Source organism: Nocardioides sp. JS614 (assembly GCF_000015265.1).
GTDB lineage: Bacteria > Actinomycetota > Actinomycetes > Propionibacteriales > Nocardioidaceae > Nocardioides.
The window spans coordinates 2,255,635-2,276,962 of the sequence record NC_008699.1 but is presented as its reverse complement, the minus strand read 5'-3'; the positions used below and the strand labels follow the sequence as shown (position 1 = coordinate 2,276,962).

The following is a 21,328-nucleotide window of genomic DNA, read 5'->3' as shown; positions in this document are numbered from 1 at the left end:
TCGACCGAAGTGGAGAGCGCTGTGGCCGGTTCCGGAATCGACATCGTCGTCGCCGACCGGGTGGGGTGGATCCGACTCGACAGACCAGAGGCGTTGAACGCCCTGACCCTCGAAATGGTGACCTCCATGCGAGCAGCTCTCGCGCACTGGGAGACGGATCCGCAGATCGACTCCTACCTAGTCACCGGCGAAGGCCGCGCATTCTGCGCAGGCGGCGACGTGCGGTGGATCGTCGAGGAGATCGCAGAACGGCCCGACAACGTCCGCGCCTTCTGGCGAGCCGAATATGACCTCGACCTGGCCATCCATCAGCTACATAAACCATACGTCGCAGTCATGGATGGCATCGTCATGGGAGGCGGAGTAGGTATCTCAGCGCACGGCCGACACCGCATCGTCACCGAACGCACCCGCCTGGCAATGCCCGAACTACGTATCGGATTCTGCCCAGACGTCGGTGGAACGCGATTGCTCGCCAACGCACCGGGAGAGGTCGGGCTCCACGTTGCTCTCACCTCGGCGTCCCTTGAGGCCGCCGACATCATCTACTGCGGACTCGCCGACCGCGCGATCAACTCTAGGGATCTTCACTCCTTGCTGGAGTCGCCACCCGGCGTCCTTCGGCTTGCCCAACAGCACCAAGAACCACCGTGTCCGTCCCTTGCCGCGCAGCGCCCCTGGATTGACGAGTGCTACTCAGCGCCCACGGTCGAGCTCATCCTTGAACGACTCCGATCGCACCCCCAGCAGCTCGCCAGAAACGCAGCCACCATCATTGAGTCGCAGCCACCGACCGCGCTCAAGGTAGCCCTGCGAGCACTACGCACCGCTCGTCAGGCATCGGACCTCGCGGAGGTGCTAGCCATGGAGTTCGGGATTGTTAGCCGCAGTCTCATTCATCACGACTTCACCGAAGGAATCCGGGCAAGGATGGTCGAGAAGCGCTCCCCGGTCTGGCAGCCCGCCACGTTGTCGGAGGTCACCGACGCCGCGGTAGCTGAGTTCTTCGACTCCTAGTCGTCGCATGCGTGCAAGCGCTCGGCGAGGAGAACCAAGGCGTCGCCGGGCTCATCCAACATGGCGCGGCCATCATCGTGACGGAATCGACGGCATCTTTTGGGAAGAGGCACGAGGTTGCGCCGAAGGTGCGCGACAGCCTCGTCAAGGATAGCCGGGACATCGACCTCAAGCTGCTCGACGTTGACCTCCTCGGACCCGCCAGAGCATATGAGCGCAGGCCTCCTCTCCCATGCCCGCACATCCAACGCACCGCACGGAGTACCAAGGACCGTAGTAGGCGGGAGCGTAGTGCTCGTCTCCTGTCATCCGGATCGCGTGGCCGGCGACATCCCACTCCATGGGATGAGGCTAGTGGTCGATGGCATAGACGAAGCTGGGCGCCTCTAACCCTGTCCGAACCGGCGGTCCGCGCAGATCCCGTACAGAATCGAATGACCGAGCTCGCTCGTCGATGTGGAGGCGTGCGTGCGACCTCCAGTCGGGTTTGGGGCCCCGCGAACGGCGAACACCGTTCCCGCTGAGGGATCTGGCCGGGGCCTTCAGACCTTGGCGACCTCGTCACTGTCTGCAGTCAACGTGTTAGGTCGCGCATCTTGTCCGCCTCCACGGGTATGTGAGTGCGCGTTGCACACCCGACGGAACTTCACTCCAGGATCGGCTCTCCCGACTGAGGTTTGGATCATGGCTGACACGAGCGACATCAAGGGTGAGTCAAGGTCACTTTCGCCATGTCGGTGCAGACGACCGGGGTCCTCAGTGGCCTCAGTGTCCCGGTCGGCGACGTCAAGTGGCTCTGAGTCTCATGATGGTTGAACAACGCCTGCTTATCGAGTCCGCGCCACCGCAACCTCCTTGAGTTAGAGAAGTGTTGCGTTGACCCACTGAGACCGCCCCGTCGCACGAGAGCATCTACTGCACCTTGTTCGTGCAGTCGCGCGACGCACTGCGTCGCGAGCTGACCGCTACCTGCGCACCGGGCGGGTGATCCGTCGCCCTCCGGGTGTCCGGCTTCCCGATGGTCGTGGCGGACGACCGGGCATCCTCACCGTCTACGAACGCCCGGCCAAGGTCGAGGACCGTGCCGTGCCGGGCCACTTTGAAGGCGACCTGGTCTTCGGCATGAAACATGAGCCCGGTCGTCACGCTGGTCGAGCGGTCGACTCGATTCCTGATGCCTGGTCGCGCTGCCCGATGGCAACCACAAGGCCGACACGGTGGCCGACGCACTTGACGCCGCGGATCGCTACCTTGCCGAGGCACCTGGCCAGGTCGCTGACCCGGGACCAGGGCCACGAGATGGCTGCGCCCCGCAGGTTCACCGACACCACCGGGATCCGGGTCCACTTCTGTGATGCGAAGTCGCCGTGGCAGCGCGGAAGCAATGAGAACACCAACGACCTGCTGCGTCAGTACCGGCCTCGACGGCTCGACTTCCGCATCTTCACCCAAGCCGACTTCGACGCCATCGCCCAAGAGCTCAACGAACGACCTCGACAGACCCTCGAGTTCAAGACACCATCACCAGCACTCGCCGAGCTGTTGCCTTGACCGCCTGAACCCGCAGGCATGACAGGGCGCTTCCGCCCGGCCTGGTGCCTACTCCCCCGCGATCGACAACCGAGGGCCGCAACCGTCGATCGACGTCGACTACCGCGACGAGTTCAGCGTCGGACCCGCTCGCGTTACACGCGTGGTACAAATAGAGGAACGACGTCGACGTTTGCGCAGGTCAGAGTGGGTCAGTCAGTCAGTACTACGACATCTGAGAAGTGTCGTAGACCCGAAAGGGCCTCTGACGCGAAGATTCACCCCAGCGGGTGGGCCTTCGCGTCAGAGGTCTTCAGCTCGCGTGGTCGAGGGTGACGCGGTAGCCCATGGCTTCGAGCTGGCTGATGGCTCGCATCTTGGTGCGGTCGGGGTGGAGGCGGTTGAAGAACTCGCCTCCAGGGTCGTCGTAGAGGGTGCCGGTGGTGCCCATGTGCCAGATCGCGATGAGCATGGAGTGCTGGATCGCGACGTTGGCCTTCAGCGGGCCGCGCCGGCTGGCGATCCGCCGGTAGCGCGCGCCGAGGTAGGTGGTCCGGTTCTGTGAGCACGCCATCGCGGCCGCCCCGAGTGCGCCCTGCAGGTAGGGGTTCCCGGGCCTGGTCCGTGAGGACTTCACCTTCCCGGCGGACTCGTTGCTGCCGGGTGTGGTCCCGGCCCAAGAGGCGAGGTGCTTGGCAGTGGGGAACCGGGTCATGTCCGCGCCGGTCTCGGCGGTGATGATGTCGGCGGTGATCGTGGAGATTCCCGGGATCGTGCAGATCAGGTCGTGGAAGCCCTGAAACGGCTCGATCACCACCTCGATCCGCTCAGTCAACTGCTCGACGGCGGCGGTGTGTCGGTCGATGAGATCCAGGTGGACCCGGGCGAGGAACGCGTGGTGTTCGGTGAACCGGCCAGCGAGCGCTTCGGTCAGTTCAGGGATCTTGGACCGCAGTCGACGCCTGGCCAGGTCGGCAAGCCCGGCGGGATCGCGGTCGCCGGCGATCAGCGCTTCGAGCATGGCCCGTCCTGAGACGCCCATGATGTCGGAGGCGACCGCGGACAGCTTGATCCCGGCGTCCTCCAGCAGCTTCTCCAGCCGTTGGACCTCCCGGCCACGTTCGCGGGTGATCGCGGTCCGTGCCCGGGTCAGGTCCCGCAGTTGCCGGATCGGTTCGGGTGGCACGAACGAGGCCCGGACCAGGCCGTGCGCACCGAGCTGGGCCAGCCAGGTCGCGTCGGCGACGTCGCTCTTGCGTCCCGGCAGGGTCTTGACATGGCGGGCGTTGACCAGCATCACCTCGACACCGGGCAGGTCTTCGAGCAGGTAGTAGAACGGCTTCCAGTAGTCACCGGTTGCCTCCATCACCACACACGTGACCTGCTCGGCGATCAGATGCTCGCGCAGCGCCAGGATCTGGCCGGTCATTGAGGTCCAGGTCGTGACCGTTTCCACGGTCTTGCGCCGACCTGCTCCCGCATGTCGGACGCAGACCTTGGCGTCCTTCTTCGACACGTCCATGCCCGCACACCGGACGTGGATCACTTCCATGGCCATCTCCTCCTCGCGATCGGATCCAGGCGTCCGTCGTGAGGAGGGCAGGGAGATTCGAAAGTCTGACGCTCGGGCTCGCTGGCACCAATCCACGGTTCCCGTGGAAGCCCTCCACCACCATGCTGACCTACAGGCTCGCAAGCACCACAGAGTATCCGGGGTCGACCACGACGAACCCCTCAGCATCCGCCCCTTCGCCCGCGGACTGCAACGCGCAAGCCGTGCCGAATCTTCGCGCACCACGGTGCGCCAAGGAACGAAGGCGCCGCGTTGCTGACCTGAATGTTTTCAGGTTCAGGGGCCCTTTCTGTTGCCCTGAAACCAGCGGGATTCCGCAGGAGATCCGTGCGAGGTCCCGACCAGGGAGGACCCCTAGCCTCATGGTCTCGGCTTCGTGGCAGGGGCGAAGGCGGTCGCTGAGAGCCATCAGATAGGGCGGCTGGGCGTCATGTACCTCCGATCGCTCCTGGCCCAAGTGGGATCGTCCACAACGAGATCCCTGGCGGCGAGGATCACCTCGCCGTCGACCTCACACTCACGTTCGTCCTCGCGGCGCGCTCGGATGAGGCGAGCTGGCGGACGACTGCCTGCATGCGCTGGGCGCGGCCGCGACGGCTCCCGACCAGGCCGGAGTCGACCGGGTGGTTCAGCTAGTGATCCACGCCGTGCAACCCCAAGTGAGGGCGAAACGGTGACGCGGATCGTGCACGACCCGGGCCGGCCACGGGAGGAGGGCGCGACGTGAGACACCCCTCAGCACCTATTGCGAACTGTTTGCAATAACATTGTGGTGTGAATGACGCGATGTCTCAGTCCCGCCGACAACTCACCTTGGTGGCCGTCGTCGCTCTGGCGCTCAATGTTGTTGGCTGGGGCACCCTCGTTCTTGCGGTGCTTCCGCATGCCTACCAGATCGGCAACGCCGGTGTCTTCGGCCTGGGCGTAGGCGTGACCGCGTTCTTGCTCGGCGCCCGCCACGCCTTCGATGCTGATCACATCACGATCATCGACAACGCGACCCGCAAGCTCGTCAATGACGGCAAGGCTGCTCGCAGCACTGGCCTGTGGTTCGCTCTGGGCCATTCGAGCGTGGTCTTCGGGCTCGCCGCGGTCATCGCACTGGGTGTTACGGCCGTCGCCGGGCCAGTGCAAGACGCCGACTCCCAGTTGCAGCACACCCTGGGGGTCATCGGCTCCTCTGCGGCCGGGTTCTTCCTCGTCGCGGTCGGCCTCATGAACATGAACGCTCTGACGGGCATACTGCACGCCCGGCGTCACATCAAAGCGGGAACATTCGACGAACATCGTCTCGAGCACCACCTCCACAGCCGCGGCATCCTGGCAAAGCTCTTCAGTCGCGTCATCAAGAAGATCGACAAGCCGTGGCACCTGTACCCTGCCGGTCTGCTGATGGGTCTCGGCTTCGACACAGCTACCCAGGTCGCGCTTCTGGTCCTTGCCGGTGGAACGGCGGCGTACGCGCTTCCGTGGTACGCGGTGATGGTCCTGCCCGTGTTGTTCACCGCCGGCATGGTGATCGGCGACAGCACCGACGGCATCGTCATGTCGCGTGCGTACGAGTGGTCCTCGGACGACCCGAAGCGTCGGATCACGTACAACGCCGTCATCACGCTGCTGTCGGTGCTTATCGCACTTACCATAGGAACGATCCTGCTAGTGCAGCTGGTGGCTGAGGAGTTCAGCATCAGCTGGCTTTCGGGATCGACAGCCCTCAATCTCGACTACGTGGGGTTCGGCATCGTCGCCGTCTTCGTCATCGTTTGGACGGTGGGCCTTCTGACGATCAACGCCAGACGGTCACGGACGCTCATGGAGTCGGACACCTGAAGTTCGGTAAACCGCGGAACGTCGGTCTCGTACTCGAACACCAGCGGGTGAGGTTGGCGACGGCGACGAGGATGTGCGCGGCAGCCGCGTCTCGCGGAATGCCAGCGAGGACTCCAAGAGCGAGCGTGGTGCCGGCGAAGATGACCAAGACGTGTAGCGGCTCCAGAGGACCGCGTCGCGACGTTGCGCCCTGTGCCATCTGGCGTCGCTCGGAGCGGCTGCCACGCCCCCGGCTCCCCCAGTGAGGCCACCGGGCCGTTCCATCCGCCACAGGGTGGTGGCGTGTTGGTGGCCTTGACGGTGGGTCGACCGAGAGAGATCTTCCAGTCGATGCCCTCGTTCGGCGTCGACCTCAGCCACCAGCCGGGCATGGGTCTTCTCCGAAGTGCGTCCGCGCAGAACCGACTGGGCTGCTGCGAGATGGTCTGTTGCGGCCCGAACGATCCCGGCAGATCCCGTCAGCGATCCCGGTCCCGAGCCAGACGATCCTCTGTCGCGGCGGACGATCGGGAGCCGCGCTCGTTACAAGCGTGGTACAGAAGGTCGCTTCAGGTGCGGCAATCCGCCGCGGGGGGTCGCTTCAGGAGCGCATGGACGACATCGAAGGCATGGGGCTGTGGCCCGGGACGGTGAGGCCGGGCAGCGCGTCAGGGGCGAACGTCATGAAGAGGCCGAGCACGATCAGCACAGTCGTCGTCGCGTACGTCGCCACGCGACGCCACGGCATCAGCTTCTCGACCGCGATCAGACCGGCGACCACTGCCATCCATGTCACGCTCATCACGCCGAGGGCGAACAGCGAAACCATCAGCGCCCAGCAGCAACCGACGCACCAGGCGCCGTTGCCCAACCCCATCCGGAAGGCACCGGCCCACCCGTCGCGCCAGGACCCGAGCAGTGTCCCGAGCGGGCTGCGGCACTTGCCCAGGCAGACGTCCTTGAGAGGCGTGAGCTCGTAGGCGGCAGCAACCAGCAAGGTGCCCCCGGCAATCCTCTGGCCTGCGGAATCCCATCCGAGCGCACCATGCACCGCGTTCGCCGTGGCCAACCCACCCACGAATGCGATCACTCCCGCGCCCGCCCACGCGGCCAGGTAGCCGGTGGTGAACACGACGGGTCGGGTGGACGACCTGCTCATCCGTGCGTACAGGGCGACGGTCGGGGCGACCGACGGGAACATCATGGCCGCCATCATCACCACCCATACGCCCATGAACCAGCCGAAGGTACCCAGGGCGGTCCAGGGCCCTTGATCCATGCCGCGCATCTCGTCGGCCGTCCACCACCAGCCGACCCCGGCCAGCGCGACGAGCACAGCAACGATCCCGACATGGGCACGCGACGCAGCGTATGCCGGTCCAAGGCCCGAGCCGGTGATCGACTCTGCCTCGGTCATGGGCTCAAGCGGCCCAGGTGAAGCTCGACTTCGACAACCCCGTCTTTCCTTCGTAGGTGATGCCGAAGGCGTTGATCCTGGTGCGCTTCGCCTCAGCCATCACCAGATCCGACCCCACCGGGTGGAACATCCCCGCGAACCTCACCGGCTCACCAGTCTCAACGCCGAACGGGACGATGTCCTGGATCTGGAAGTCGATCTCGTCACCGACCCGGACGCTGTGCAGCAGGCCGTCGTCCTCGATGTCGATGGCCGCGCGCTGCACGCCGAGCATCTCCCCGATCAGCGGTGCGAGTCCCGCCATCGGGCCACCCAGCTGGCCGCCGAAGACCTGGACCAGCTTGTCGAACTGCTCCTCCGACGCTCCGTCGTCGACGAACACGCCCACGCGCCAGTTGCCGTCCGTCATGACCTTCGGGGTGTCTGCGATCAGCACGACCTTCCGCCCGGCGATGTCGGTGCCTTCCACCGAGCCCTCATGGACGTTGAAGGCCAGCGTCACGCGGCAGAAGTCGTAGGTGGCCCCGTGGTCGAAAGACATGTTGCAGGGGCACATGAGCTCGCAGGAGCAGGTCTCGCTGTAGCTGCCGGCCAGGTTCCACGTCATCGGACTCCCCTTCGCGCTCGCTTCCGGTCAGTGTTCTCCCGGACCGACCAGGGCGTCAACGGCTTGCGGCCGGCATCGTGTCCCCTCCTCCGGCGCGGCGCACTAAGCGCGTCACACCGCCGCCACTGATGGTGGGTGGAGCGCAGATCAGGCCGCGAGGATTCGAAGGGCTACCCGTCCGTCGACCTGCCGGTCCGCCGGCAACGCCCGCCAAGCCGGGGCGCCGTCGTGCAATGCCGCCGCGATAGCCGCCAGCCGAGACTTGTCCGATCCCGCGAACTGCTCGCATAGCGCGTAGGGGTCTTCGATCGCCGCCAGCAGAAGCGCGGCGTCCTGCAGGTGGCGCTCCTTGTCGCGGGAGTCGGTTTGATAGGCGGCTGCCTTGAGGGTCAGGGCGCCGAACGGCGACGGCACGCTCCCTGTCGTGTGCGAGCAAGAGTGCCCGGCTCCCGCTGACTGCGGAGCAACAGATGGCTCGAGTCGGCGCGGCGGACGGCTGCAGCGGGATCGCAGTGCAGATCAGGCCATCTCGATCGAGACCGTTGTCAGTAGGCAACCACGGGCTTGATGACGGCCCCGGAGGCGGAGTCCTCGAAGCCGGTGTTGATGTCATGCAGGGAGTAGGTCTTCACCAGCTTGTCGAAGGGGAACTTGCCCTGCTTCCACAGGTCGACCAGGCGCGGGATGAACACCTGCGGCACTGCCGACCCCTCGATCACGGTCTTGAAGGTCCAGCCCTTGACCAGAGAGTTGCCGACCTCGAAGCTGACCTCATCGCCGGGCGCGGCCGCGCCGACCGCGATGAGCACACCCCGCTTGCCGAGCGCATCGGCAGCGTCCCGAACCACGCTTGACCTCGCGGTGGTGTCCAGTGCGTAGTTCACGCCCCGCCCGCCGGTGATCTTCTCCAGCTCGGCATGCAGGTCCTGGGACGAGGAGTTGATGGTGTGCGTCGCGCCCAGCTCCCGGGCCAGCTCCAGACGGGAGTCGTGGATGTCGACGCCGATGATCGTGGAGCACGACACCGCGGCTGCCGCCATGAGCGCGGCGAAGCCGACCGCTCCGGTACCGAAGACGACAATCGAGGACCCGGCCGCCGGCCGCATCTCGTTGAGCACGGCCCCCGCACCGGTGTTGAGCCCGCATCCCAGTGGGCCGAGCAGCTCCAGCGGGGCGTCCTTGTCGACGACGATGACGCTGTTCTCGGTGACGTTGGCGTGGGTCGCGAACGACGACTGCCCGAAAAAGTGGGAGCCGACCATCTCGCCATCCTTGCTGAAGGCCGTGGTCCCATCGTGCCGACGACAACCGAACAGCTCGGGGAAGCCGTTCTCGCAGTACATCGGCTCACCGCTTCGGCAGAAGGTGCACTTGCCGCAGTACGACGGGCCCAGCACGACGTGGTCCCCCACCTGCACGCCACGCACATCGGAGCCGACCTCCTCGACGACGCCAGACCCCTCGTGTCCGAAGACCGACGGCTCGGGCACCGGGTAGATGCGGTCCCGGGCAACAGCGTCGGTGTGGCAGATCCCGGAACCCACCATTCGCACGCGCACCTCGGTGGAGCGTGGCGCATCCAGCTCCAGCTCCTCGACGACGAGCGGCGCGCCCTTCTCACGGGAAACGGCAGCGGTGACGGTCATGAGAGAGCTCCCTCCGGTTGGATGCCGACCATTCTTCGACCGTGCCGTGGATTCCGCAACCGAGGCGAGTGTGGATGGTCCGGATGGGAGGTCCGACCTACGGTCATGCTCGGCTGGTCGGCTGACACGGCGTGTCGCCAGACCGTGGATGTCACCCGAACGGCGACATTCACCGACAGGGTCCGACCCGGAGGTACCGGCCGGTGATGCTGTCCGTGGAGGCGGCGATGTGCTCGGGAGTGCCGCTGGCGATGATGCGACCGCCGGCTGTCCCACCGCCGGGGCCCATGTCGATGACGTGGTCGGCGTTGGCGATCAATTCGAGGTCGTGCTCGACGAGGACGATCGTGGCCCCCTTGGCCAGGAGCCGGTCGAGCACCCCGATCAGGACCTGGGTGTCGAGGGGGTGCAGGCCCACGGACGGCTCGTCGAGAACGAACAGCGTGCCGGACTGGTCGCGGCCGAGCTCGGAGGCGAGCTTGAGCCGTTGCGCCTCCCCGCCGGAGAGGGCCGGGGTGCCTTCGCCGAGGGTGAGGTAGCCGAGTCCGAGGTCGATGAGGGTCTGCAGCTTGCGACGCACCTTCGGCAGCCCGTCGAGCACTTCATGAGCCTGCCGGACGGTGAGGGCGAGCAGCCCGGGAAGCGACTGCGTACCGTCCTCGGTGTCGAGGAGGATGTCGTTGCTGCTGGGTGAGTAGCGGGCGCCTCCGCAGTCGGGACAGGGGATGTCGACGTCGGGCAGGAACTGCACGTCCAGGACGACTTGGCCGGTGCCTTCGCAGCGCGGACAGCGCAGCGACCCGGTGTTGTAGGAGAAGTCGGCCGCGGTCAGTCCGCGGTCCTTCGCGGCATCACTGGCTGCGTACGCTCGGCGCAGCTCGTCGAGGATCCCCGAGTACGTCGCGACGGTGGAGCGGACGTTCACGCCGATCGGAGAGGCGTCGACCACGTCGACCCTCGACACCCCTGCGGTGTCGACGGAGACCACATGGTCGGGCAGCGGGGTGTTGTCGGCGGTGGCCCGCAACGCAGGGACCAGGCTGTCGAGCACGAGCGTGGTCTTGCCCGACCCCGACATCCCGGTCACCGCGGTCAGTCGACCCTGGGGGATGGTGACGTCCAGGGCCTGCACGGTGTGCAGCCGCGAGGTCACCAGCCGGATCACACCACGGTCCTCCGATGTCTCGAGCGGCGTACGAAGACGACGGACGACGTCCACACCGCCGGTGAGGAACGGGCCGATCAGCGACGAGGGATCGGCGGCAACCTGCGCGATGGTGCCCTGGGTGAGGACTGTCCCGCCGTCTGCGCCGGAGCCGGGGCCGAGCTCGATCATCCAGTCCGCCTCACGCAGGACCTGCACGTCGTGGTCGACCACGACAACGGAGTTCCCGTTGTCGAGGAGATCCCGCATCACTGCCACGAGCCCCTCCACATTCGCCGGGTGCAGGCCGATGGAAGGCTCGTCGAGGACATAGAGCACCCCGGTGGTGTCGTTGCGGACCGCTCGCGCGAGCTGGACGCGTTGCCGTTCACCGGTCGACAGGGTGGAACCCGTCCGGTCCAGGCTCAGGTAGCCCAGCCCGAGCTCGGTCAGCCGCCGGGCCATCGCCTCGAACTGGATGATGAGCATCCGGGCCATCGGATGCATGTCCGCGGGCAGGGTGTCGGTCACCGAGGGCACCCAGGCGACCGCCTCGTCCAGGGTCAAGGCGGTTGCCTCGGCGAGGTCGATGCCGGCGACCTGGGTGCCGCGTGCCTCCTCGGAGAGGCGGGTGCCGCCGCAGGCGTGGCAAGTGTGGGCGGTGATGAACCGGGCCACGCGAGCCAGGCCCTTCTCGCTGGTGGCGTTGTTCATCGCCTCTCGCACCGCCAGCCGGGCGTTGCGGTAGGTGAAGTCCAGGTCGAACAGCTTCCCGTTCCTCGATGGCACCCTGATGTGCTTCTTCACCTGCGGGCCGTCGAGCACGATCTCCCGCTCGGCGTCGGTGAGGTCGGCGTACGGGACCCCCGTGCGGACCCCCAGCTCGGCGACGACCTGCGGCATCACCGTCAGCCCGAACATGCCCCACGGTGCGACCGCACCGTCCGCGATGGACCTGGACTCGTCGGGGACGAGCGCGGCATCGTCGACGTCGCGGACCGTGCCGGTGCCCTGGCAGACCGGGCAGGCGCCGCCGGAGTTGAACGCGAAAGACTCGGCGCCAGGCGGGGAGAACTGCGCGCCACACTCGGGACAGACCAGATCCTTGTCCGCCGCCACGTCGATCGTCGGTGCCAGCCGGTGACCGTTGGGGCACAGGTGCGCGCCAAGACGAGAGAACATCACCCGCAACACGTTCAACAGCTCCGTGGACGTCCCGAAGGTCGAACGGACCCCCGGCACGGCCGGACGCTGTCGCAATGCCAGCGCCGCCGGCACGTGCCGCACCTCGTCGACCTGCGCGCGGGTGGCGTGCGCCATCCGTCGCCGCGTGTAGGTCGACAACGCCTCGACGTAGCGGCGCGACCCCTCGGCATACAGCACCCCCATCGCCAGCGACGACTTCCCCGAACCCGAAACCCCCGCGATCGCGACCAAGCCGTCCAAGGGAACATCGACCGACACGTCCTTGAGGTTGTGCACACGCGCGCCCCGCACCTGGATTCCGTTCCGCGCGGTCCGGCCGGCGCCCTTCACCTCGTCGATCACGTGCCCCTTCTCGATCCCGTCAGTCTTCTCGATCTGGTCGCGCCTCTCGATCAGGGGCGTCTCCAGGACCCGTCCTCGGCTGATGGCGACGAGGACGACAAGCGCTTCGACGCGGCTGACTATCTCAAGACCCTTGACGACGTCGCGGCCTTCTTTGAAGTCGCTCGAAGGGATCGTGCGCGACCCTTGTCCGCAGGATTCGGCCACGTGCGGGCCCCAGCGAGATCGTACGTGACACGTGGGCCATCACCATCGACACCGCCCTGCGGCTGTCGAAGGCACCCGGTGTCGACGAATGGTGCTGGACCAGCGTCCAGACCGCCTACGACCTCGAGGTCGAACGCGACCTCCACAGCGGCGAACGAGCAAGGGGTCACCGCTCTGGTGTCGAGCTGAGACTCGGCACCTTCCAACGTCGTGCGGCGTCGTCTCGCGATGGGGTCAGCGGAACCCGTCGGCCTGCGTCGCCTCGTCGGCCACCCGGACACCGTAGCGATAGGCGAGCTTCCCGCCCAGCCACCCTGATGCGCCGAGCAGGAGCAGCGCAACGATCGACAGGATGAACGGAAGGGCGCCCGCGGCTTCCTCGTACCCGTCTGCGGCGCGCACGAGGAAGTCGACGAGGAAGAGTGCGACGACCGCCAGATTGAGGACCATGTGGGTGAGGCCGGTCTTGAAAGCGGGCGTGGCACGTGGGATCGCCAGCAGGTCGAGCAGACCGAAGAGGGCGGCGGCGAGCGCCGCGACGATGCCCACCGCTATCAGCCAGTAGGCGCCTTCGGCGAAGACCGCCTCGTCGCCATCAGCGGCCATCGACGCGATGTCGAAGACGAGGCTGGCCACCCAGGCCCCGATCGGGACCGTCACCAGGATCGGGTGGAACGGATGACCGTACGGGCCGGCCAGGGCGGATCGGGGGTGCTTCGCCGGCAACGATGCCGGTGTGGGAGTCGGAGTGGTCATCTCTGCGTCCTTTCAGCCTAGTTCGGGGGCGCCGGACCACTCCTCCGGTACCCACCAGCGGCGGGAGTATCGCCGACCCGATCGGCTGTCGTGGCTCACTCCTCTGCCCGGCGCAGTAGCAGCGCCCGCTCGCTCTCGTTGCGGGTGAGCGAGGCTGCCTCGCGGAACGATGCAGCCGCCTCGGGGTGGCGTCCCGCCCGCGCGAGCAGGTCGCCACGCACGCTGGGCAGCAGGTGCGATCCGGCGAGCGCACCCTCCGGCAGGCCATCGAGTACGGCGAGCCCGGCGGCCGGACCGAAGGCCCGCCCGTGGGCGACCGCGCGGTTGACCTCCACCACCGGGCCGGGCGCGGCCTCGGCGAGCACGTCGTACAGCGCCGCGATCGCCCGCCAGTCGGTGTGCTCGCTGCTCGCCGCCCGGGCGTGCTGCGCCGCGATCGCGGCCTGCAGGTAGTACCGGCCGACCGGGGCTCCGCCGCGGGCGAGCACCTCGGCGCGCTCCAGCGCGGCCAGCCCCCGACGGATGAGCAGGGCGTCCCAGCTGCTGCGGTCCTGGTCGTCGAGGAGCACCGGCCGGCCCTCGGCGTCGACCCGCGCCGGCCCCCGGGAGGCCTGCAGCTCCAGCAGCGCCTGCAACCCGTGCGCCTCGGGCTCGTCCGGCATCAGCTCGGCCAGCATCCGCGCCAGCCTGATCGCCTCGCCGGTCAGCTCGGGGCGCATCCAGTCCTCGCCCGCCGTGGCGGTGTAGCCCTCGTTGAAGATCAGGTAGACGACGGCCATCACGTCCTCGAGCCGGGCGGTGCGTTCGGCACCCACCGGGAGCTCGAACTCGGCACGCACCTCGCTGAGCGTCCTCTTGGCGCGCGAGATGCGCTGGCCGATCGCCGACTCGGCAGCCAGGAAGCCACGGGCGATCTCCGCGGTCGACAGTCCGCCGACCAGGCGGAGCGTCAGGGCGGCCCGCGACTCCGGGGTCAGCCGTGGGTGGCAGGACAGGAAGATCAGCCGGAGGACGTCGTCCTCGATGAAGTCCACCTGCGCGCTGAGGTCCGGCATCGCGTCCTCCTCGCTCAGGCCGTGACCGAGCTCCTCGGTCTTGCGGCGCAAGGTCTCGGCCCGCCGGAACCCGTCGACGGCGCGGCGCTTCGCCGTGGTCATCAGCCACGCCGCCGGGTTGGCGGGGATGCCGCGGGACGGCCACTGCTCCAACGCGCTCACCAGCGCGTCCTGGGCCAGGTCCTCGGCGAGGCCGAGGTCCCGCGTCATCCGGGTCAGCGCACCGACCAGGCGCGCGGACTCCGCACGCCACGCGGCGGTGATCGCCTCCCCTGTCGCTGCGCTGCTCCCTCCACTGCTCCCGGCCATGCGGCGAGCCTAGGGCTCGCCGCACGCCAGGATCATCAGGCGCCGGAAGCCTCCGGCGGCGCGTCCGAGATCTGGCGCAGCGTCGCGACCATGCTGCACTCCGGCCAGTACTTGGCGTGCAGGTCGGCGAACTCCTGCTGCCCCGCGACCGCGTCCTCCAGGCTGTCGTACTGCAGGATCGCCCACCCGCCGACGACCTCCTTGGCCTCGGCGTACGGGCCGTCCACCCGCGTGACCTCGCCCTTGCGCACCAGGAAGTTCACGGCGTCGTCGGTGCCGAAGAGGCCGCCTCCGTCGAGGAACGTCCCGGCCGCCGCCTGCGCGCCGATGTACTCGTCCATCGCGTCGAAGAGCGCCTGCGGCGGTGCGCCCTGTCCCTCTTCCATCCTCACGAATCCCATGAACCGCGGCATTGACCCGCTCCTCACCGTTGGTGTCCACCGCTGCTCGGTGGCCGACTCATCCTCACGTCGATCGGCATCCTCCGCCTTCGACATCGCGAGCGGAACCAATTCTCCCGGCACGATGGCGCAGCGCACGACCTACTCGCTGCCACTCCTGGCCGACGCGCGTAACGCGCTGAGTGGCGGATCGTTAGGCGCGCCAAGGAGGTTCGGCCTTCATCCAGGGGGTTCGGCCTTCCAGGAGAACCCATGTCTCAAGCCTGGACAGCGCTCGCAGCCCTCGTGCTGAGCGTCGTGATCCCATCGAGCGCGGCCGCTCAGGCGACCGACCGGCAGGAACCCGCGGAACGGGGGAACCATCGCGAGACGGTCCGCCCGGGTGACACCCGGCGGGCCGAGGCGGTCAAGGTCGGGTGGTGGTGGGTGGCCAACGAGCCACCGCCCGACACCGGCCTGCTCGCGGCTCCGCAGCCTCCGTCGCCGAATGTGCCCAAGGGGGCGATCCCGGTCGGTGCCGTGGCCGGCGATCCGGAGAAGGTCGCGGCCGTCGAGGTGCGGTTGGCGGCCGACCCCGGGTCGAGCGTGCGTGCCTTCGAGATGGTGCTGCGCGAGAGCGCCGTGCCGGGAGCGAACGCCAACGCCGAGGCGGCGCAGATCCTGGCCTGCCCGGTGACCGAGCTGTTCTGGGCCGACGGGGCCGCCGCAGCATGGAAGGACCAGCCGAGCTACGACTGCGACCTCGCGTCGGCGAAGGGCAAGCGGACCGAGAAAGGCCTGTGGCACTTCGACCTCTCAGAGGTCGCATCGGGCTGGCTGGCCGAAGGCAGCACCGCCTCGCAGTCGGTGGTCCTCGTCGAGGACGTGGCCGCGCCGGAGTCCTTCCAGGTGACGTTCGACGGCATCAAGGACAAGGGAGTGGGCCTGGCGCTGAAGGCAGGCGAGCCGCCGGCCTTGCCGGAGGGCACGCCGCCGGCTCCCGGATCGGAGAGCCTCGGAGGTGGTGAGGGCAGTCCCTCGTTCGTCGACGGTGGGCCGTCGCTGGACGGCGGCGGTGTCGACGTCGCTCCCCTGGCCGCGGATGCCCCTCCGGTGGCGGACCAGCAGCCGGCTGCTGGGGACGAGACGACGCCGTCGGCGGTCAGCCCGGTGGCCTCCGTGGCCGCCGTGCCCGCGTGGTACTCCGGGATGCCTCGAGCCGCGTTCCTACTGGTGCCCCTCGCCCTTGCGCTGGCCTACCTCGTCATGCTGTCCCTCGGGCCGGCCGGGCGGCCGGCGCCCGCCACCGGACGCCACGGCGTGAGCCGGGCGCTCGACCGGTTGGCGGCCCGCCGATGAGCGCGCGGGGACGACGCGTCGTCGCGGTCGCGTTCTGCGCGGCCCTCGCCGTCACCACCGGCTGCGGGCAGAAGGCCGGCGTCGACCAGATGTACGCCGGCGCCGGGCAACCGGGCCAGACGGGCTCCGCTGTCGGCCCCGCTGCGGACGGGCTGGGGGGTCCGGGTGCCGGCGGTGGCGGCTTGGGGCGTGGAGGCGGGTCGGGCTCACTCTCGGGAACGGGCGGCTCCGGATCCGGCTCGGCCGGGACCGGCAGCCTGTCCGGCCCGGACCCGTCCGGAGGCGCCAGCGCGCCCGATGGCTCGAGCGCCGCCGGCGGCGACACGACCGGGGTGACCGACAGCCTGATCAAGATCGGGGTGCACGCGCCGGTCACCGGCGCGGCCGCGATCCCGCAAGCCTCCTTCGAGCGAGCGGTCGGCGTGTACTTCGACGCGGTCAACCGCGCCGGCGGCATCCACGGACGCAAGGTCGAGGTGCTGTTCGAGGACGACGGCTTCGATCCCAACCGGGCCCGGAGCGAGTGCAAGAAGATGGCCGAGCAGGAGCAGGTCTTCCTGCTGATCGGCGGTGCGGGCGCGGACCAGATCGACGCGTGTGCGCGGTACGCCGCGGCGGCGGGCGTGCCGTACCTCTCGGCGGGCGTCCACGAGACCCGACCGGGCCTGGGCGCGCTGAGCGACCTCTCGACGTACTTCGCGCTGTCGCTGACCTACGAGCAACAGGTCCCCCTGCTGGCCAACCTGGTGGGCTCGGAGTTCGACGGCGACCGGGTCGCCCTGATCGTGGCCGACAACGACAGCCTCGACAACTTCTACGCGCACGCCGAGGCCGCCGTCGGCGACGTCGCCGGCGACGACCTGGTGCTGGCGCGGCGGATCCCCAAGAACACGACGTCGGACGCCCCTGCGATCGGGACCGCCATCTGCCAGAGCGGCGCGACCGCCGTCGTCTGGAACGCCAGTCCGAGCTCGCTGCTCAACGTCGCCAAGTCGATGCCGTGCCGGGTCACCTTCCTGGGGCCCGGACTGACCAACGGCCTCAACATCGTGACCCAGGTCGGCTGCCCGAACGTCGACGGCGCGCTGTTCTACTCACCGTTCCCGGGCATGGACGTGATGCGCCAGGACGCGGCGTTCGTGAAGGCCTACCGCGCCAAGAACGACAACGCCAACCCCGACGACATCGGGGCCGCGATCTACGGCGTGGAGAAGCTCGTCGGCGCGATGCTGGACGCCACCGGCAAGGACCTCAGCCGCGAGTCGTTCATGGCGACCATCGCCCGGGTGAAGACCTTCCAGACCGGCGTCTACCCGCCGACCCGGTTCACCAGCAGGTTCGGCGGCACGGCGATGAACCTGCTCCAGGCCGACTGCGGTCGCAGCGAGTACGTGACGGTGCGGAGGAACGAGCAGCCATGACCGGGCTGCCGAACGAGCTGGGGATCGCCGTGGTGACCGGCGTCCTCCAGGGCAGCGTCTACGCGCTGGTGGCGCTCGGCATCGTGCTGGTCTACCGGGCCTCCGGCGTCTTCAACTTCGCCCAGGCGGAGTTCGGCACCACCGGGCTGTTCGCGACGTACTCCGCCCTGGTGCTGTGGGGCTGGAGCTACCCCGCCGCGATCGCGTTCGGGCTCGGCGTCGCGGTCGCGATGGGGTTGGTCACCGAGCGACTGGTCGTCCATCCTCTTCGCAACGCCTCGAGGGTGACGGTCCTCGTCGGTACGGCGGGGGTGGCACTCGCCGCGGTGGGCTTCCAGTTCTGGCGCTTCAACGAGACGCTGATCATGAGCATGCCGAAGATCGACGACGGCTTCTTCCTGGTGCCACCGTTCGGCGCGCCCGTGACGGTGCAGCAGCTGATCACCCTCGGCGTGCTGATCGTGGCCTGTATCGGGCTGGCACTGTTCTTCCGGTCCGCCTCCGGGCTGGCGATCCAGGCCGCCCAGCAGGAGCCGACGGCAGCCGAGCTCGTCGGCATCAGCGTGCGCCGGGTCTCGATGCTGACCTGGGCGATCGCGGCGCTGCTCGGTGGCCTCGCGGGCATCCTCTCCGGACCCAACACGACCTTCACCGCCGGCTTCCTGACCTTCGGCGCCGGACGGGCCCTGCTGCCCGGCTTCATGGCGGCCGTCCTGGCGGGGATGCGGAGCATGCCCGGCGCCGTGGCGGGCGGATTGGCCGTCGGGGTCGTCGAGCAGCTCGGGACCCTGTCGATCATGATCGAGGTCCCCGGCGCCAGGGCCATGTTGCTGTTCGGCTTCCTGCTGGCGGTGCTCCTGGTACGGCCGCAAGGGATCTTCGTACGCCGAGGGGTGGCGACATGACCGCCGTGTCGGTGCCTGTCCACGAGCCGGTCGAGGTGGAGCCGGGGGGTCTGCACAAGGAGTTCCGCCCGGGCACGGCCGGCTGGCTGGCCCGGGGCACGGTGTGGGCCCTCCTCGCGTGGGTGGTGCTGGCGTACCCGGTCAACGCACTCTCGCCGTTCCACGTCGGGGTGGCCGACATCGACATCGCATCGCTGGCCGCGATCTACGCCATCGGCGGACTCTCGCTCAACGTGCTCCTCGGCTACTGCGGCCAGATCTCGCTCGGCCACCAGGCCTTCGTCGGGATCGGTGCCTTCGCCTCGGCGTACATCGTCACCAACCTGGGCCTGAGCTTCTGGCTGGCCGTCGCCGCGGCCGCCGTGTTCGGCGGGCTCCAGGCCGTGCTGCTGGGGGCGGTGTCGCTACGGCTGACCGGGCTCTACTTCGCCCTGGTGACCCTGGCGTACGGGACGTTCGCCCAGGAGACCCTGTTCGGCATCACGGCGATCACCGGCGGCGAGGGTGGCAAGCCCGCGCCGCGCCCGGAGCTCTTCGCGAGCGGCTACCGCTTCTACTTCTTGTGCCTCGGCTTCCTCGCCCTGGTGCTGTGGCTCGACTGGCGGCTCACCTCGTCCAAGGCGGGACGGGCGATGGCGGCGCTGCGCGAGAACCCGCGGGTCGCCGCGTCGTACGGAATCGCGGTGCGTTCCTACATCCTGCTCGCCTTCGCGGTCTCGGGGATCTTCGCCGGGATCGCGGGCTCGCTGATCGCCCATCACGACGAGGTGATCGTCGGCAGCTCGTTCGACTTCCGGCTGGCCCTGCTCTTCGTCCTGATGACCGTGGTCGGTGGCCTGCGCAACCGGGTGGGCGTGGTCATCGGGTCGGTGTTCTTCGCGCTCCTCGAGGAGGGCGCCCTGGTGAGCATGCTCCACCTCGGAGGCTTCTTCGAGGGGACCCTGGGCCTGCCGACCGAGTTCGTCTCGCTGGTGGTCGGACCGATCCTGCTGGTGCTCACGCTCACCCTCTATCCGGGCGGGATCGGACAGCAGGTGGCGCCGATCCGGGGCTGGCTCGCGGGCCGGCGGTTCGACCGCCACGCCGGTTCGGCCCACGACGTGGAGGTGTCCGATGTCCGTGCTTGAGATCGACCGGCTGAGCATCTCGTTCGGGGGGATCCAGGCGCTGCGGGACGTCAGCATCCGCGCCGGGGAGTGGGAGATCGTGGGGATCATCGGCCCCAACGGCGCCGGCAAGACGACGCTGTTCAACTGCATCACGGGCTTCTACACCGCCACGTCCGGCGGCATCCGCTACCGCGGCGCCGACATCACCCGCCTGCCGGTGCACCGGCGCACGGCCCTCGGCATCGCCCGGACGTTCCAGAACGTCGGCCTGGTCAAGAACGCCACGGTCCGCACCAACCTCGCCACCGCCCAGCACCTCGCGATCGACTACGACCCCTGGGCCGGGATCGTCGGCAGCCCCGGGTCGTTCGCCGAGGAGCGTCGGGTGGCCGAGCGCGGGGAGCTGATCCTCGACCTGCTCGATCTCCGCGACGTGATCGACGAGCGGGTCGCGGACCTGCCCTACGGGCTGCTCAAGCGGGTCGAGATCGCCGCGGTGCTGGCCACCGACCCCGACCTCCTGCTGCTCGACGAGCCGGGCTCCGGGATGGGCCCGGAGGAGGCGCGCTCGCTGGGCGACACCCTGCTCCACCTGCGCCGGGAGTTCGGGTTGACCATGGTCCTCATCGACCACCATGTGCCGTTGGTGACGCGGGTGTCCGATCACGTCTACTGCCTCAACTTCGGCGAGGTGCTCGCCGAAGGCAGGCCCGACGACGTACGCCGGCACCCCGAGGTCGTCCGCGCCTACCTGGGCGAGGAGCCGGACCACGCAGCTGCCGCGGCCGCGCCCACCCTGGTCGACCTGGAGCCGGTGCGATGACCGCGCTCCTGGAGGTCCGCGACCTCGTCGTCGGCTACGGCCCGCACCCCGTGTTGCACGGCATCGACTTCGAGGTCCACGAGGGCGAGGTCTGCGTGCTACTCGGGCTCAACGGCGCCGGCAAGACGACGACCGTGTCCACGATCGCCGGTCTCCTGCGCTCGCAGTCGGGAGAGGTCCGCTTCGACGGACGGTCCCTGGGCCGCCGCGCGCCGTCGACCCGGGTGCGCCAGGGGATCTCCCTCTGCCCGGAGGGGCGCCGGGTGTTCCCCAAGCTGAGCGTGCGGCAGAACCTGCGCCTGGGCGCCTGGAGCCGACGCCGGTCGCCGCGCACCGTGCGGGAGCAGCTCGACCTGGTGCTCGACTACTTCCCGCGGCTGGCCGAGCGCGCGGACCAGGGAGCCGGGACCCTGTCCGGCGGCGAGCAGCAGATGCTGGCGGTGGGACGGGCCGTGATGTCGCGCCCGCGGCTGCTGCTGATCGACGAGGCGTCGCTCGGGCTCAGCCCCACCCTGGCCCGCACGGTCTGGGAGGTCACCTCCCGGATCAGGGCCGACGGCACCACGGTGCTGATGGTCGAGCAGAACGCCGGAGCCCTGCCGTTCGCCGACCGCGCCCTGGTCATGGAGAAGGGCACCCTCGTCCACACCGCCGTGGGTGACGAGATCCGCAACGTCGACCTCCGTGAGGCCTACCTCGGAGCTTAGGAGCCA

General features: G+C 68.6%; 18 protein-coding genes. 9 read left to right on the top strand and 9 right to left on the bottom strand.

Translation table 11 applies throughout. From position 1 onward, the window contains the following. The first annotated feature begins 9 nt into the window (after positions 1 to 9). The gene (locus NOCA_RS12230) at positions 10 to 1,017 is read left to right on the top strand and encodes an enoyl-CoA hydratase/isomerase family protein (RefSeq protein ID WP_197687792.1); all 1,008 of its coding nucleotides are present in this window, start codon (positions 10 to 12) and stop codon (positions 1,015 to 1,017) included. A gap of 984 nt (positions 1,018 to 2,001) precedes the next feature. Further along, positions 2,002 to 2,568: an IS30 family transposase gene (locus tag NOCA_RS27085; RefSeq protein ID WP_238383464.1), complete on the top strand. Its 567-nt coding sequence runs from the start codon at positions 2,002 to 2,004 to the stop codon at positions 2,566 to 2,568. Positions 2,569 to 2,860: 292 nt separating this feature from the next. On the opposite strand, the gene NOCA_RS12215 is transcribed toward NOCA_RS27085, so the two are convergent. Then, positions 2,861 to 4,099, bottom strand: coding sequence for an IS110 family transposase (locus NOCA_RS12215; protein WP_011754492.1), 1,239 nt, complete (start codon positions 4,097 to 4,099; stop codon positions 2,861 to 2,863). Between the two features lie 795 nt (positions 4,100 to 4,894). On the opposite strand from NOCA_RS12215, the gene NOCA_RS12210 reads away from it, so the two are divergent. Next, positions 4,895 to 5,950 carry a HoxN/HupN/NixA family nickel/cobalt transporter gene (locus NOCA_RS12210; RefSeq protein WP_140404056.1) on the top strand — a complete coding sequence of 352 codons (1,056 nt, stop codon included), beginning with the start codon at positions 4,895 to 4,897 and terminating at the stop codon, positions 5,948 to 5,950. A 580-nt stretch (positions 5,951 to 6,530) separates the two neighbouring features. On the opposite strand, the gene NOCA_RS12205 is transcribed toward NOCA_RS12210, so the two are convergent. The 8 genes from NOCA_RS12205 to NOCA_RS12170 all read right to left on the bottom strand — a co-directional run bounded on the left by NOCA_RS12205 (position 6,531) and on the right by NOCA_RS12170 (position 15,004). Then, positions 6,531 to 7,346, bottom strand: coding sequence for a DUF2182 domain-containing protein (locus NOCA_RS12205; protein ID WP_041546504.1), 816 nt, complete (start codon positions 7,344 to 7,346; stop codon positions 6,531 to 6,533). Between the two features lie 4 nt (positions 7,347 to 7,350). After that, a complete protein-coding gene (locus tag NOCA_RS12200; protein WP_011755577.1) occupies positions 7,351 to 7,953 on the bottom strand; it encodes a DUF1326 domain-containing protein in 603 nt (200 codons plus the stop codon). A 147-nt stretch (positions 7,954 to 8,100) separates the two neighbouring features. Then, complete coding sequence (locus NOCA_RS12195) at positions 8,101 to 8,367, bottom strand: hypothetical protein (RefSeq protein WP_011755576.1); 267 nt, start codon at positions 8,365 to 8,367, stop codon at positions 8,101 to 8,103. Between the two features lie 131 nt (positions 8,368 to 8,498). Continuing rightward, positions 8,499 to 9,599, bottom strand: coding sequence for an NAD(P)-dependent alcohol dehydrogenase (locus NOCA_RS12190; RefSeq protein ID WP_011755575.1), 1,101 nt, complete (start codon positions 9,597 to 9,599; stop codon positions 8,499 to 8,501). 169 nt (positions 9,600 to 9,768) lie between these two features. Further along, complete coding sequence (locus NOCA_RS12185; protein ID WP_199797578.1) at positions 9,769 to 12,291, bottom strand: excinuclease ABC subunit UvrA; 2,523 nt, start codon at positions 12,289 to 12,291, stop codon at positions 9,769 to 9,771. A 441-nt stretch (positions 12,292 to 12,732) separates the two neighbouring features. Further along, positions 12,733 to 13,254 carry a DUF2231 domain-containing protein gene (locus NOCA_RS12180; RefSeq protein WP_011755573.1) on the bottom strand — a complete coding sequence of 174 codons (522 nt, stop codon included), beginning with the start codon at positions 13,252 to 13,254 and terminating at the stop codon, positions 12,733 to 12,735. Between the two features lie 95 nt (positions 13,255 to 13,349). Beyond that, a complete protein-coding gene (locus NOCA_RS12175) occupies positions 13,350 to 14,618 on the bottom strand; it encodes an RNA polymerase sigma factor (RefSeq protein WP_011755572.1) in 1,269 nt (422 codons plus the stop codon). A gap of 35 nt (positions 14,619 to 14,653) precedes the next feature. Beyond that, positions 14,654 to 15,004 (bottom strand): YciI family protein, encoded by a 351-nt coding sequence (locus NOCA_RS12170; protein ID WP_238383463.1) that lies wholly within the window; start codon positions 15,002 to 15,004, stop codon positions 14,654 to 14,656. 267 nt (positions 15,005 to 15,271) lie between these two features. Here NOCA_RS12170 and NOCA_RS12165 point away from each other — a divergent pair, with 267 nt between their 5' ends. The 6 genes from NOCA_RS12165 to NOCA_RS12140 are packed head-to-tail and all read left to right on the top strand — an operon-like array spanning position 15,272 to position 21,322. Beyond that, positions 15,272 to 16,357 carry a hypothetical protein gene (locus NOCA_RS12165; protein ID WP_011755570.1) on the top strand — a complete coding sequence of 362 codons (1,086 nt, stop codon included), beginning with the start codon at positions 15,272 to 15,274 and terminating at the stop codon, positions 16,355 to 16,357. Further along, positions 16,354 to 17,778 carry an ABC transporter substrate-binding protein gene (locus NOCA_RS12160; RefSeq protein WP_011755569.1) on the top strand — a complete coding sequence of 475 codons (1,425 nt, stop codon included), beginning with the start codon at positions 16,354 to 16,356 and terminating at the stop codon, positions 17,776 to 17,778. Before NOCA_RS12165 ends, NOCA_RS12160 begins: the two co-directional genes overlap by 4 nt. After that, a complete protein-coding gene (locus NOCA_RS12155) occupies positions 17,775 to 18,683 on the top strand; it encodes a branched-chain amino acid ABC transporter permease (protein WP_011755568.1) in 909 nt (302 codons plus the stop codon). The genes NOCA_RS12160 and NOCA_RS12155 overlap by 4 nt, the downstream gene beginning before the upstream one ends. Next, positions 18,680 to 19,810 carry a branched-chain amino acid ABC transporter permease gene (locus tag NOCA_RS12150; protein ID WP_011755567.1) on the top strand — a complete coding sequence of 377 codons (1,131 nt, stop codon included), beginning with the start codon at positions 18,680 to 18,682 and terminating at the stop codon, positions 19,808 to 19,810. The genes NOCA_RS12155 and NOCA_RS12150 overlap by 4 nt, the downstream gene beginning before the upstream one ends. After that, positions 19,797 to 20,615 (top strand): ABC transporter ATP-binding protein, encoded by an 819-nt coding sequence (locus NOCA_RS12145; protein ID WP_011755566.1) that lies wholly within the window; start codon positions 19,797 to 19,799, stop codon positions 20,613 to 20,615. The genes NOCA_RS12150 and NOCA_RS12145 overlap by 14 nt, the downstream gene beginning before the upstream one ends. Further along, positions 20,612 to 21,322 carry an ABC transporter ATP-binding protein gene (locus NOCA_RS12140; RefSeq protein WP_011755565.1) on the top strand — a complete coding sequence of 237 codons (711 nt, stop codon included), beginning with the start codon at positions 20,612 to 20,614 and terminating at the stop codon, positions 21,320 to 21,322. Before NOCA_RS12145 ends, NOCA_RS12140 begins: the two co-directional genes overlap by 4 nt. Positions 21,323 to 21,328 lie beyond the last annotated feature (6 nt).

Coding starts and splice junctions, on each gene's coding strand:
- NOCA_RS12215 (WP_011754492.1), bottom strand. CDS start 4,099: ATGGAAGTGATCCACGTCCGGTGTGCGGGCATGGACGTGTCGAAGAAG.
- NOCA_RS12205 (WP_041546504.1), bottom strand. CDS start 7,346: ATGACCGAGGCAGAGTCGATCACCGGCTCGGGCCTTGGACCGGCATAC.
- NOCA_RS12200 (WP_011755577.1), bottom strand. CDS start 7,953: ATGACGTGGAACCTGGCCGGCAGCTACAGCGAGACCTGCTCCTGCGAG.
- NOCA_RS12190 (WP_011755575.1), bottom strand. CDS start 9,599: ATGACCGTCACCGCTGCCGTTTCCCGTGAGAAGGGCGCGCCGCTCGTC.
- NOCA_RS12180 (WP_011755573.1), bottom strand. CDS start 13,254: ATGACCACTCCGACTCCCACACCGGCATCGTTGCCGGCGAAGCACCCC.
- NOCA_RS12175 (WP_011755572.1), bottom strand. CDS start 14,618: ATGGCCGGGAGCAGTGGAGGGAGCAGCGCAGCGACAGGGGAGGCGATC.
- NOCA_RS12170 (WP_238383463.1), bottom strand. CDS start 15,004: ATGGAAGAGGGACAGGGCGCACCGCCGCAGGCGCTCTTCGACGCGATG.
- NOCA_RS12165 (WP_011755570.1), top strand. CDS start 15,272: ATGTCTCAAGCCTGGACAGCGCTCGCAGCCCTCGTGCTGAGCGTCGTG.
- NOCA_RS12160 (WP_011755569.1), top strand. CDS start 16,354: ATGAGCGCGCGGGGACGACGCGTCGTCGCGGTCGCGTTCTGCGCGGCC.
- NOCA_RS12155 (WP_011755568.1), top strand. CDS start 17,775: ATGACCGGGCTGCCGAACGAGCTGGGGATCGCCGTGGTGACCGGCGTC.
- NOCA_RS12150 (WP_011755567.1), top strand. CDS start 18,680: ATGACCGCCGTGTCGGTGCCTGTCCACGAGCCGGTCGAGGTGGAGCCG.
- NOCA_RS12145 (WP_011755566.1), top strand. CDS start 19,797: ATGTCCGTGCTTGAGATCGACCGGCTGAGCATCTCGTTCGGGGGGATC.
- NOCA_RS12140 (WP_011755565.1), top strand. CDS start 20,612: ATGACCGCGCTCCTGGAGGTCCGCGACCTCGTCGTCGGCTACGGCCCG.